Origin of the sequence: Leyella lascolaii (assembly GCF_900079775.1) — a bacterium.
Classification (GTDB): Bacteria; Bacteroidota; Bacteroidia; order Bacteroidales; family Bacteroidaceae; genus Prevotella; species Prevotella lascolaii.
The window spans coordinates 3,393-17,060 of record NZ_LT556037.1; the positions used below are offsets into that span (position 1 = coordinate 3,393).

Consider the following 13,668-nt stretch of genomic DNA (forward strand, 5'->3'; position numbering starts at 1 on the left):
TGTACGAGCAAAGACCGTCTTCTCGATATAGTTCGGGTTGTCGTTTCCGTCACTGTCTTTCTTTTCATTGCTGCCGATGATGCTGAGAACAACATCGTCGGTTGTTACAGGCTTGTGGAAGGCACTGTGAACTTCAACACTTGAACCATTCTCCACATTGGCAGAGGTGTTCACATCATAGATGGCACCATCCTCAGGCTTGTACTCTGTTGAAGAAAGCCCGTTAGGCAAAACATTAGATTCGCCAGCGTATGTAATGGTAGGCGACCAGTTGACCTTGTCGAATGAGCCGTTGCTTGTTTCCTCGGAACCCGACTGCACACGGAAATAGATTCTGTCACCTCGCTTGACGGCAACAGAAGAGACTGCAGCGGCATAAGAACTGCCGTCGCCCTTTGCAATAGTCTTGTTCCAAAGCTCATTGCCACCCTTTTGGATAGCAACTCTTACGCCGTCTGCTTTTTGGTATTCGTCAGCGTCATAGTCTCCAGTAGGAGCGACAAGGCTTACTTGACCTGCCACGCTTACTGTTCCGTCCTTAGGAGCCTGCCATACACGCACAATATCCTCCATCGGTGAGTTCTTGATGGCTTCCGCCTGCTCATCCTTACTGACCTCCATGACAGAAGTGTCAACCTTGCCACCATAGATGATTGGGCTTGGCGTGTCGGCACTGCTCAATGTAAACGTAGGCACGGCATTGCCAGACTGATCAAACTCCAAATGGTTGAAATATACCTTGCCATTGGAAAAAGCGGTTGGGAGAGACTTCCTGCCGTGTCGGTTCCAACAGCTGTGACCCTATGGTGGTAGGCTTGGTTCTCCGCCATGTCCCAAGTCAGGTTTCCGTCGCTGTCAAGATACGAGCCTTTGAGGGTGATGCCGTACTTTACCGCCAGATAGCTCTCCACTTTTCTGCGCTCATCGGGTGTAAGCATCCTGCTGAACACAATAAGCTCAGGGGCATATCCACGGATGGAAGCATTACCGAAGAGCGAGGTCGGGAAATCCGTACCGAAACTGCCAGAGGTGGAAGGGGTTCCGATGAATAATGTGGTGTTGGAGTTGTCTCCCCACAATGTTGTTGAAGGATTGCTTACCTTGAAGTAGGACACAACGCGCAGGGCGCTTTCCTTAAAACCGTTCTCGGACAAAGAATCACTTGATTGATAAAGCAGGTCTTCACCCGATGCTGAACCATAGTCCAGTGGTTCAACACCTCTACCCCTTACAGCTTTGTCCTTGCTCAGAATGGCTCCGTCGCCCTTGCGGCCGTCAAGAGCATAGACAACCATATCCTTGCCGATGGTCGCCAGTTCCGGTGAAAAGACACCGATGACGGTAGCCTGCGAGAGGTCGCCGTGCTTGAGGCTGGCACTCAGGCTGCGGAATCCGTCTGCGAGCCAGAGACTCGGATTGAAGTTGAAGTAATGGACTGAACTGTTCGGAAGAGTAAGTTCAGACTTGACGCCACGGCTGTCCAATAGCATCAGCCGTATGGAATCCCCAGAGAAATCCTGCCAACGGTAATAACCTTGCAGGTCTGAGTTCAATGGCGCAGTCTTGAACCACAGTTCGCTTCCGCTGACTCCTCCGGGCGTTTGCGNCCTCTGCCGCGCAGGGAGAGACCAGTGAGAGAGAACGGACTGTTACTACGGAGAAGAATTGTGATATAGGCTGCTCCGTAAAGTCCTATTGTCACGTGGCAGGCCAACAGGCTTTACCACCAAAATAATGCTGCAAATATACAAAAATAATCTTAATAAACGGATATAATCTTTAAGAAATTTGCTGGTTTGGTGTTTTTTTCTTATGATTTCGGTCAATTTTGCAGAAATCTTTTACATCTGTTGTATGTACTTGAGTTAGTTTGGCAAAAATACACAAATGGTCACGGCTTCAGTTTCTTATGTTAGAATGTAAATCATGGTTTGAAACTGTACACACTCGGGGTACAAATGAAAACACTATATGCTTGTGTCGGAAAGGTATATATGAGCTGATGGTAGAGTCGTCATCAACAACAATGGCCCTGATTTGATAAACTCAGCAGGAATACTTGCTATTCATTTTTTATGATGGGGTTATGTCCGCAAGCGAGTTTACACTCGACATAACAATCCCGAAGAACCGAAGATTCTATGTGTCGGCAACAATCCCGACCGTCAGAATATTTATGGTGCGGCACTCGGCTTGTACAACAGCCGCATCGTGAAACTCATCAACAAGAAGGGACTGCTCAAATCATCCGTTATCATTGACGAGCTGCCGACCATCTATTTCAAGGGTTTGGATAACCTGATTGCTACGGCACGAAGCAACAAGGTTGCCGTCTGCTTGGGCTTCCAGGACTTCTCGCAATTGGTCCGTGATTATGGAGACAAGGAGGCTAAGGTGGTTATCAATACGGTAGGTAACATCTTCAGCAGTCAGGTCGTTGGCGAGACCGCTAAGACTTTATCCGAGCGTTTTGGAAAAGTACTCCAAAAGCGCCAGTCTATTTCCATCAACCGTCAGGATGTTTCTACATCCATCAATACCCAAATGGACAGTCTCATTCCGCCGAGCAAGATTAGCGGACTCACCCAAGGAATGTTTGTCGGCTCTGTTTCCGATAACTTCAACGAGCGTATCGAGCAGAAGATATTCCATGCCGAGATAGTAGTTGATACAGAAAAGGTGAAACGGGAGGAAAGTCGTTATCAGAAACTCCCCATCATCAACGATTTCTTGGATGCGGATGGCATCGACTGCATGAAGCAGGCCATACAGGACAACTACAACCAAATCAAGGAAGATGTCAAGCAGATAGTCAAGGATGAACTGGGGCGTATCGCCAACGATGAGAACTTGAAGCACTTGATACAGAAGGCATAAATGCGCTTTTCACAGTTGAACAAAATAGGTTTTCCTATTGCTTTTTTCCGCGAGTGTCAAGGATAATAGTTAAAAATGATTATAATATAGCTAATAATTAGTTATCAATTTTGATAATCAAAATATTTATCGTAATTTTGCACACAGATAAAAATAACATGGCTGAATAATATATGAACATAACAAGTGAAGACGAGGCTTTGTTGGAACTGTTCGAAAATGGAAAGACATCTGACAAGAAGTATAAAAGACTTCCTATAGCCGCAATCAAGGGTTATGTTAAGGCTGTCAACAAAATGAGAGCTGCCACAAGAATTGAAGACATTATGCGTGATCATGGCTTGCGCTACGAAAGATTGCACGGAGACAGAAAAGATCAAGAATCTGTAAGATGCAATGATGTCTGGCGATTGATTTTCCAAAGCTCTCCTGCCGATGGCAGTATTATCATTACCGAAATAGAATTAATTGAAATATCACATCATTATGACTAAGTTTAGTTTCAATCAGGCAGTCCCATTTGAGGCAACTCATGTGGGCGAGGTGATTAAGGACGAATTGTCTGCTCGTAATATGAAGCAGAGCGAATTGTCCGAACTCACTGGCATACAGAAATCCATTCTGAATGATGTCATAAAAGGTAAACGTTCTCTGACACCTGAAATGGCATTGTTGTTGGAAAACGCTCTCGGCATTTCTGCGACATATCTCATGAACATTCAGACGCAATACGAATTGGATTGCGCCAAACAGAGCGAGAGGGTTGTGTTGCAGACTAAAATGCTTGAGATTTGGAATGTACTCAAAGACCAAGTATCAATTCCCTTTTTCAGAAAAGTCGGTATCGTTAGAGGAAATATCATCGAGGATGTAAAACGCATCTTCGAGGTCTTTTCCGTGGATAACTTGGATGATTTCTTTGGCTTGAAGGCAGAAGAGATGGAACTTTCTTATTACCGCAAGTCAGAAAAGGTGAAAACCAATCCCGTGGACATTCTGTCTTGGAAATATTATTGCTATCATCTCTCTAAAAATGATGATTCAACTTTATGCACATTTGACAAGGGGGCAGATACTGAGATGCTGGCAAGAGAGCTGAACAATGTGTTTAAAGAAAACAAGAATACGGTGAACAAAACCCAAGAGGTTCTTAACAAGTATGGCATTCGTTTTCTTGTAGTCAATAAGGTTGGGCAAGTTCCTGTTGATGGAATGTCCTTTTGGATAGGAGATACACCAACGATTGTCATCACTGAGAGAATAGCTTCCATTGACAATTTTGCTTTCACCACTTTACATGAGGTCGGTCATGTATTCAAGCACCTTACCCAAAATGGTAAGGCAATGATTAATCTCATGGAGGACAAGAAGAACATCGAGGAGTCTGAGGCTGACGAGTTCGCTTTAAATGCGACCCTACCAAATGCGGACTGGAAAAAGTTCATGGCAAGGACTCGTGATGTTGTACCTTATAAAATAGCACCATATATTCAGACAGAAGCAGACAAACACAATGTCAACCCACAACTTCTGTTCGGACGCTATAAGCATGATATAGGTATATACAAGATAAAGAATTTCTTTGAAACGAAAATTCTATAATGATTTACAAAGCACCATTGGTTACACATTTCATAGCCAATGGTGCTTTGCATTTTCATCTCCTCATTCTCTCCAATTCATCATCCCTCCGCATTTTCTCATTCAACTTCTCCTGCATCTTGTCCAGAAAATAGGTGCGACTACAAGATGAATGTCGCTATACAAAGCATATCTATATAGGTAGTCAGCGTGTCGTTTCCAAGATTGGTGACTTCGACTCTTACGGCTTAGATCCACGCCGCATCCAGTATGCAGGTGGTGAGACTGATGGACTTTCTGTTATTGCCCAAAACAGCTCTATTTCTCTCGATGAAATAACTCGCCAGAGATGCGGGCATCACGACCAACAACAATTTTATTGCTCTTGCTCGTGTATATCGTCAAAATTAATCATATTATTTCCCATTTTCTTGATTACAGAATATGTTCTAACATCTGATGTCTTCACCGTACGCTCACCGTCTGCATCATACCAATAGTTGGTCACAAAGCCGTTATCATCAGAAGCAAGGAGACGGTTCTCCTCATCCCATTTGAGTTTGCGTTCCGTGGTCTTCTCGTCAGCCATGCCATCCTTCTTTGTACGGCTTATATTGACATAAATGAGGTTTCCGTTGGCATCATACTCGTAGGCATGACTATTGTTCACATTCTCACTCTCCGAAGGAGTTTCCTCTGTGCGGTAGTTAACATGCTGGATGAACTTTGTGAATTACCTATGTCACAATATGACTTGGCAAGAAACATGTCTTATTTGGTTTCATATATGAATTCTATTGTTTCATAGTGTTTCCTATATTCTTTTTTTAATTTTACGACCCTATTATCCTTATCATAAGTAAAGACACATGTATATGAAATAATGACGTCAGACATGTTTGGCTTATATGTATAACTATATTGAGTAATAAGACAATCCTTGACTATAATTTCAATACTTAACACATAGTCAACACTGGCATCAAGATATGTGTAATACTTATTGATATTTTGTATAGAAATCTTTTTTTGTTCCCCTATTGGCTTTGTAAATGACAAGATTTCGCTTGGGTCATAACTTGATAAAATATCAGCAATAACACATGCATCCTTATATATGACCTCGGGATATTTTAGCTTTATTCCATAATCTGTTAGGCTATTAGATTGATTTAAAAATATCTTTTGACGCGTTTTGTCATCTGTGGACAATTTAATCAATCTACCCTTTTTATTATATACCCCGATTTTTTTCCCGTGTAGAAATAAACTTCTCTCTAACTTATAACCATTACTTAAAATGTTTACAACAGTCTGTGATTTCAATTCCAAACTGTTTAGAATTGAAATCACAGAAAGTATTAATATCGCNCCATAATCTGTTAGGCTATTAGATTGATTTAAAAATATCTTTTGACGCGTTTTGTCATCTGTGGACAATTTAATCAATCTACCCTTTTTATTATATACCCCGATTTTTTTCCCGTGTAGAAATAAACTTCTCTCTAACTTATAACCATTACTTAAAATGTTTACAACAGTCTGTGATTTCAATTCCAAACTGTTTAGAATTGAAATCACAGAAAGTATTAATATCGCACAAAATCTCATTACTAATTTTTATTTAGTTCCTTTCCAAAAGATAGTTCTTCCGTATACTGCTGTTGATTGTAATCTTGTTTTTCCAGCATTCATATTACGTTTGCCGTCATTAAAATGCGTTGGAGCAATGCGAATTTGAGGTGCTTTAAACGATTTTCCAACATTTTTCTTCCATTTTGCATAATGCCCATCGGAGATTTTCCATCCCATAGTGTTCATATGAATTTCGAATCTACCTGTGCTTCTACGCATGTCATTTGAAGAAAATTGGGCTTGTTCTGCGCCATCCCACATTGTTGCCCCATAGCTGTAATCTGTGCCACCCAACAATGCATTAATTTCTGCCGCTATTGCTGTTCGCATGAGAGGTAATTCATTTCTTTGACTTTCACCTTTTTTACGAAAGTCTTTAGCTGGCTCAGAGTTTACACCATAAGCTTTGGAGTTTCTTTGATGTACACTTGCAATTGCATACATCTCTTTCATCATTTCATCACTTGGTTCGTCTTTTTTATTTCGAACGAGATATGCACTACTCTCCCCATAAACGGCAGATGCTTGTCGGACAAACTTATCGTAAGATATGTTTAATAATTTTGCATTTTTTGCATCATTAACTAACCCACTTTTGGACTTACTAACATTCTGAGCTGCAAAAACCTTATTATCGTTCTTTCCATCCGAACCTAACCAGATTCCCTTTTTATTAAAATAATCTCCCATCCCATCTGGATCGATTAAAATAAGGGGATTGTTATGACAAAATCCATATGTTGTAATGTTTGGATATTCTTCTTCCAAAGGATCCGTACTCATCCACAGACTCAGCCTCGGTTCATAGTATCTCGCACCATAATAGTACATACCTGTCTCTTCATCAAATTCTTTTGCATTGAAGAGATAAGGCGTGTTCCATACATTGTTGCGTTCCTCTATGAATACCTCGCCGAAAGGCACATACTCTATGTGCTGCACCACCTCGCCGTCAAGGTTGGTGATGTAACTACTGCTACCCAAATGGTCTGGGTGGTAGTAGAACTGCATCTTCTCGTATGTATCGCCTTCTTGGAAGTTATTCTTTGCAGCTCTCGCTAAAGCTCGTGTCTGAGCAGCCTCCAAGCTGCCGTCATTGCAGCAGAAGCCCTTGCCATCGACATAATCGTTGTTGTCCTCGCCATTGTACGGCACTGCAAAGGTTGCATAATTATCCTTGATAACCTGCAACTGCCCGGTATATTTAGCTTTATAATCAACAGACAAGCCATCAGTCTCACTACCTGCATACTGGATGCGGCGTGGATCTGAGCCGTAAGAATCGAAGTCTCCAATCTTGCTGACTACACGCTGACTACCGATATAGATATGCTTGGTGTAACGTCCGCCTTGGTTGGCAACGAGGTAAGGAGAAACGTAGAGTGAGAACTTGGCGGTGTTCGTGCGACCTCCTGCAAACTCAGAGTTCACATAAACTTGGTCACTCTCACCTGATGTCTTCACCGTGCGTTCTCCGTCTGCGTCATACCAATAGTTGGTCACGAAGCCATTGTCGTCAGAAGCAAGGAGACGGTTCTCCTCATCCCATTTGAGTTTACGCTCTGCGATCTTCTCGTCAGCCACGCCATCCTTCTTGGTACGGCTTGTGTTGACATAAACAAGATTGCCGTTGGCATCATACTCGTAGGCGTGGTTGTTGTTCACATTCTCGCTCTCAGATGGAGCTTCCTCTGTGCGATAGTTTACATCCTTGACATTTGCAAGTTGGAACTTCTTGCCTGCATCTGTGCCATACGTATAAGTAAGGTCATAGCCAGCGTTCAATGAACCATCAAACTGCACGTTGTTCTGCGTGAGAATCTGACGCTTCGAAGTGATACGGTGCATATTGTCATAACCCATCGCAAGAGTGTAGCTTGCGGTCTTGTTGTCAGCACCAGTATAAGTGCCAGTTGCGCTGACAATACGATAGAGGGCATCGTATGTATAGGCATGAGCCATCTGTCCGCCAGCCTTTCCACTCTGTGGAACTGACGCACCGTTTACCACGCTGAGCACATTGCTCACCGCATCGTAAGTGTAAGCGTTATCCATAATGGTGTTGCCACCACTGTTCACGGTGAGGTTCTGCAATCTGCGACGCTGTGGGTCGTAAGTGTAGAAGGTCTCAGCACCGTTGCAATACTTCAAGTATGTGCGCTGCTCGAACTTGTCATAGCCGATCTTGCTCACATAATCGTAACCGTATGACTTGTAGCCATGAACTAAGTCCATTGCGTCACGTAGGTTGCTATCGCCTGGTTAGGCACAATCATCGTGCGGCGGGTCTTGGTGACTTCACCCATCTTGCCGTAGAAGTATTCAATGGCACCTGTTCCGTCCTCACGGAGCATCAATCTACCGATACGGTTCTGAGAGGCGTTGCGACCACCATAGTAATACTTCACGTTGTTCTCCGGATGGTCTGGGTAGTTGATACCCGTCAGACGCTGATAGTCGTAATCGTAGGTGATGAACTTGCCTTCCTTCGCAAGGTTGGCAGTCTGCTTGGTCAGCACATTGCCGAGCGCATCATAAGTGAAGCTGGTGATGCCGCTTGCAGGATGGTTCACCTCAGTACGGCGGTCACCCATGTCGTAAGTAGAGGTCGTCATGTTGCCCTCCGTGTCGGTGACACGAACAAGGCGCTGTATGCCGTCATACTCAAACGAGGTGGTAATCTCACCGTCAGGACCGCTCTTCTGGATGGTCTTCAAGGTCTTGCCACTGCCATTGGTATGGGTAGCCTGCACATTATGGAGTGCGTCTGTTACGGTTGTAACAAGTGCATGACTGCCGTTGTCAACAGTATATGCCGTAGTTGTCGTAGAGTTGTCCGGCAATGTCACTGAGGTAGCACGGTCGAGCACGTCATAAACAGTAACCGTTGGAGATACATTGTCAAATGACTTGTTGAACGTGGACTTCGATCCGGTTCCTTCCGTTGTAGGATAGAAAGCCTTTGCCACACGTCCGAAAGCATCATACACGGTTCTTCCGCTGACTATCATCACATTCTCGTCCTTGGCAGAGCTTCCCTTGGATGCACTTGTCACAACACCGTCCTTCTTCACCTGCACGGCTCTTCCGAAACCGTCAACGAATGTAACGGTCTCCAAGTCATCGTTAGGGTGCTGGATGTCGTAGTGCTTGGTCACTGCGTATGCAGGTGCGGTAATGCCACTCTCATTGAATGTAGCCAAAGGCTGATATTCAAGGGCGATGGCATAAGGCACGCCCGTAGCCAACTCATTTGGACCACGCACGCCAGTGATGCGACCGAGGTCGTCAACATCAGTCTCATAGTAGAAGTTGTTGAGGTCACGATGCTCCTTGGCMATACCATAGCGATAGTCAAAATTGCCTTGCTCGCTGCGGTAGCCCCACGCATCGTCAATGCGCTCAACATACATGTTCATCTCAGGCTCATAGCGYTACTTGTACCACATYCGCTGTCCCTTGCCGTTGGCAGGGAGAGTCTTCTGGATGATGTTGCCGTAAGAGTCGTACTTGTAATCCGTAACAGCCTCGCCATCATTCAACTGCTGTGTAATCTGAGTGATATGGTTGGCGTAGTTGGTGTTGTACTTCGCCGTCACATGGTGATAGAGTGAGCCGTCACCGCCAGTCACCGTAACATCTATTGGAAGTCCGAAGATATGCTTCGCTGCATTGTCCGTGTATTTAATGGCGGTTGCATAGTCAAACTTTCCGTTTCCGTCCTCGCCAAGGCTTCCCTTGTCGCTGTACTTGTAGGACTTCAACTCACCATGATAGCCATTGAGGTAGTACTCATTCCATGCCTCGGATGTAACCACACCGTTTGCCGKTCCCTCATACTGCAAGTTTGCCGTATAGCGGAGAGGAACGAATGCAGATGCACGATCACTCCAAAGGTTCACGTCACGCTTTGCGAACGTGTACTTGTCACCGTCGGCAGTCAGATAGTAGCTGTCGTAACGGTTCTTTGTCTCGGTGTACTTGTTGCCGTTGGCATCCTCTACGGATGTGGCGGTAACATTGCCCTGCGTGTAGTAGTTGGCTACATCGTAGTTCTCAACAGCCTGTCTGTAAACAGAATTGCCTTTCTCCGTGTCGAGGTTCTTGGTGATGACCTCACCGAAACCGAGGAACTCACGCTCATGACGGTCACGCTTGCCGTCCTTGTACTCAAAGGCGGTTGTCATGACAGGACCGTCGTCATGGATTCCGTCATCAATCGTCAAGGCAGACATTACCCACTTGCCACCAGGGAGTCCGTAGGTAGGAGTGGTATGCGCATAGTCGAGTGTGAAAGTTCCGCCCAAGGAATTGGTGACTGACTTCAACATGTTTGTCCTGCCAATGGCAGAGCGTGTAACCTTCAACTCGCTTTCCTTCTCAGACTCAACGATGTCAAGATAGCCGTCACCATCCACATCCTGCAAGGAGTATGTTGGACGGTTGATGCTGTGGGATGTGGAAGCGCCAGGGTTGGTTGAAATCTTAACCACCAATAGCGGAATTGTTACAGTGAAGGCAGCATTTGCAGATTCCGATGTGGAAGCCGCTTCACTCAAAGCATTAACGCCCTTCCAACTGATAGGCTTATCAAAGCCATTACCTGTGTTGAGTGCAACAATGATACCGTTATCGCTCTTCCATACTTTATCAGGAAGACCGTCAGAATTAATGTCGATAAGGTTGTATTCCTCTTCACTCTCAGATGTTACAATATCTATACCTGCGGAGAAACTACCAGAAGCAATATTTATGCAACCTCCTGCTCCAAAATTATAAGAAAGGCTCTTTCCCCCTTGAATACGGTCAAGTCCCCAATCAATAGGTTCAGTAAAGGCATAGCCAAGATTTAATCTGACCTTCTTGTCGGAAAGAATTTTATCAGGAAGACCATCACCATTGATGTCTATGAAAGCCTCGACAGATTCATCTGTATTCTTTGGCACACTACCTGATATAGATAATTGTGCCAACCATGAGTTTTTAAGATTTTTCAGCGAAGCCTTGCTACTTGGAATCAAATTGGCAATGTCAGATACAGATGGTATAGGATTACCACCATATCCCCATGCCTGTGAAGCGTTGTCGGAGTTGTTAGAGCCAATACCCTTGTAGATTTCGCCACTCAGTCCACCCAATGAATTGGTATATTGGATAGTACCGCCAGCAATGATGTCAGGGAAACCGTCACCATTCATGTCCATCATGGAGACTTCCGTCTTAGCACTACCATTTGCATCGTTGTGAGTGATGCCAAGCGCACCGCCTTGCACTACAGTGCTCTTGCTTGAAACCACTTGAGTTACTGCCGCAGCACCTGTACCTTGCAAATGTTCTCCAGCAAGTCCTGCTACCTCGGTATTGTTTTCCAACGGATTTGAGAGAAGAACATCCTGCTCGGTCAGTCGGGCTGTACTTGCCTCCGTTGCCGTGAGATAAATGTCCTGTCGTTGACCGACCCACTTGTCCATAGAAGTCTGGTCTGTACCCAATGGAGTGAATGCCATCGTGAGCGGATCAACCTTATCATCCTCGTTRTCRGGCAATTTCAGCAAWGACTCGTCAATAGGCTTGGCATATCTGCCCTCTGCCGCATTATAGACAAAGCCACCCCAACCWCGGTAGAGCATACCGAAGCCATTGTTATCYCTTTCCGCATAGAATCCAGCAGGAATATTTTCTGTTACAAGTCCCGCTGCATCTTTCAGAATGGAGACAGACGCAGAGGTCAAAGCTCCGTCAGAAATGGTTGAAGAARAYCTGTATTCAAACCAAATCTCCTTTCCGTCTAAGTTTGAYAGGRGTAAGGTATCGCTCTGCAAGATACCGTTCTGTATCTTGAATGTCTTTTTGCCGACAAGGACATCAACAGTCTTTGCAGTCAATGTCACCTCACCATTGAGGGCGTTGTCCGAAAGTGTGAGTACTGGAGATACAACCAAAGCGGTGTCTGTTGCTGTGGTTAGATATGGCTTGCCCTCCGTCAAGGCATTGGCGAATGTCTTGTAATGTGCAGGAACAGCCATAGTCTGCTCAACATTGGCGGAATCCTTGTAAGTTACGGACGCTTGCCAACCTATATTCTTCCAGTCAACATTTGAGGTGGATGAAATCTCAAAGCTGAAATTGGTCAGCTTTTCTGTATTCTCCAGACTGATGTTGAGAGAATCACCATTGAAAGCCTCACCAGCCTTCAATGTACGAGCAAAGACAGTCTTCTTGGTATAGTTCGGATTGTCYTTMCCMTCACTGTCCTTCTTGTCGTTGCTGCCGATGATGCTGAGAACAACATCGTCGGTTGTTACAGGCTTGTGGAAGGCACTGTGYACTTCCACGCTTGCGCCATTCTCTACATTGGCAGAGGTGTTCACGTCATAAATGGCACCATCCTCTGGCTTGTACTCCGTTGAAGAAAGACCATTAGGCAAAGTCATTGCCTCGCCAACGTATGTAATGGTTGGCGACCAGTTGACCTTATCAAAGGAACCATTACTTGTCTCCTCGGAGCCAGACTGAACACGGAAATAGATTCTGTTACCACGCTTGACGGCAACAGATGATACGGCTGCACTATATGGACTGTTGTCACCCTTGGCTATTGTCTTGTTCCAAAGCTCATTGCCTCCCTTTTGGATGGCCACTCTTACGCCGTCAGCCTTCTGATACTCATCTGCATCATAGTCACCAATCGGTGCAACGAGGCTTACTTGACCACTAACACTTACTGTTCCGTCTTTAGGAGCCTGCCATACACGCACGATGTCCTCCATTGGCGAGTTCTTGATGGCTTCCGCCTGCTCGTCCTCACTAACTTCCATGACGGATGTGTCAACCTTGCCACCATAGATGATAGGGCTTGGGGTATCGGCACTGCTCAGAGTGAATGTAGGCACGGCATTGCCTGCCTGGTCAAACTCCAAGTGGTTGAAATATACCTTTCCGTTTGAAACGAGGTCAACAAGACCGTCACCGTTGATGTCGCTGAAATATTGTGTTGTCTTTGTTTTGGTCGTGGACTTATTCGTTCCAACAACAGCAGTTAAAGTATTCCAACCGACAACGGCATTCGCACCGAAAGAGTTTGTTGAACTTTTGGATGTCGAGAAACTGCTAATACCTTTTACTTTGATAGGTTCACTATATACAACCTCTCCGTTGTCTGTCTTAATCTGTGGTCGGTAATATACAGAACCACCAGACTTGTACACCTTGTCTGGAAGTCCGTCACCGTTCAAGTCAACGAGCGCTGAAAGTCCCTTGCTTGTATCGCTTGAATAACTATATGAACCACCTGCAGTATTGCTTTTCCAACCACTTTCATCATTTACACCCACACCTGCATAGAAAGAACCACTGACAGAGGAGCTTGTCGTGCCGCCGAGTGCCGTAGGCTTGTCGCTGAAACGCTTGCTGACAGCCTTTAACGGATTGATGAASCCTGCYTCAAGTCCATCATCATGGGTGTTCCATTTCTCGGAATCGTCCTTGAACGGAACATATCCCTTTTCAGCCTGCACATCATCATAATAGTCGAAGTTCTGGAAAGCCACTTCCTTTCCMGTGTTGTCATACTGT

At 44.9% G+C, this 13,668-nt stretch carries 7 protein-coding genes and 3 pseudogenes; 3 read left to right on the top strand and 7 right to left on the bottom strand.

The genetic code is table 11. The features are described from left to right. Positions 1–696: hypothetical protein (locus tag BN4609_RS05740; protein ID WP_206196539.1), on the bottom strand; the 696-nt coding region annotated here is incomplete at its 3' end. Continuing rightward, complete coding sequence (locus BN4609_RS05745; protein ID WP_164071584.1) at positions 678–1,553, bottom strand: DUF8202 domain-containing protein; 876 nt, start codon at positions 1,551–1,553, stop codon at positions 678–680. The genes BN4609_RS05740 and BN4609_RS05745, both read right to left, overlap by 19 nt. Positions 1,554–2,083: 530 nt before the next feature. On the opposite strand from BN4609_RS05745, the pseudogene BN4609_RS05750 reads away from it, so the two are divergent. The 3 genes and pseudogenes from BN4609_RS05750 to BN4609_RS05760 form a co-directional block, all read left to right on the top strand. Next, positions 2,084–2,877, top strand: a pseudogene (locus BN4609_RS05750) (TraM recognition domain-containing protein); the annotation flags it as partial. A 173-nt stretch (positions 2,878–3,050) separates the two neighbouring features. Then, on the top strand, positions 3,051–3,371 hold the full coding sequence (locus BN4609_RS05755; protein WP_025867317.1) for a type II toxin-antitoxin system RelE/ParE family toxin: 321 nt from the start codon (positions 3,051–3,053) through the stop codon (positions 3,369–3,371). Next, a complete protein-coding gene (locus BN4609_RS05760) occupies positions 3,364–4,479 on the top strand; it encodes a HigA family addiction module antitoxin (RefSeq protein WP_084791378.1) in 1,116 nt (371 codons plus the stop codon). Before BN4609_RS05755 ends, BN4609_RS05760 begins: the two co-directional genes overlap by 8 nt. A gap of 55 nt (positions 4,480–4,534) precedes the next feature. Here BN4609_RS05760 and BN4609_RS15645 read toward each other — a convergent pair. From BN4609_RS15645 to BN4609_RS17135, 5 genes and pseudogenes are all read right to left on the bottom strand, one after another. Continuing rightward, positions 4,535–4,636, bottom strand: a pseudogene (locus BN4609_RS15645) (RteC domain-containing protein); the annotation flags it as partial. A gap of 279 nt (positions 4,637–4,915) precedes the next feature. Continuing rightward, a pseudogene (locus BN4609_RS05765) lies at positions 4,916–5,179 on the bottom strand (RHS repeat domain-containing protein); the annotation flags it as partial. Positions 5,180–6,078: 899 nt separating this feature from the next. Beyond that, positions 6,079–8,328: an RHS repeat domain-containing protein gene (locus tag BN4609_RS17125; protein ID WP_084791379.1), complete on the bottom strand. Its 2,250-nt coding sequence runs from the start codon at positions 8,326–8,328 to the stop codon at positions 6,079–6,081. Continuing rightward, a complete protein-coding gene (locus BN4609_RS17355) occupies positions 8,319–9,512 on the bottom strand; it encodes a DUF6443 domain-containing protein (RefSeq protein WP_068855665.1) in 1,194 nt (397 codons plus the stop codon). The genes BN4609_RS17125 and BN4609_RS17355 overlap by 10 nt, the downstream gene beginning before the upstream one ends. Before the next feature lie 15 nt (positions 9,513–9,527). Then, positions 9,528–12,911 carry a toxin TcdB middle/N-terminal domain-containing protein gene (locus BN4609_RS17135; protein WP_164071587.1) on the bottom strand — a complete coding sequence of 1,128 codons (3,384 nt, stop codon included), beginning with the start codon at positions 12,909–12,911 and terminating at the stop codon, positions 9,528–9,530. Positions 12,912–13,668: the final 757 nt, after the last annotated feature.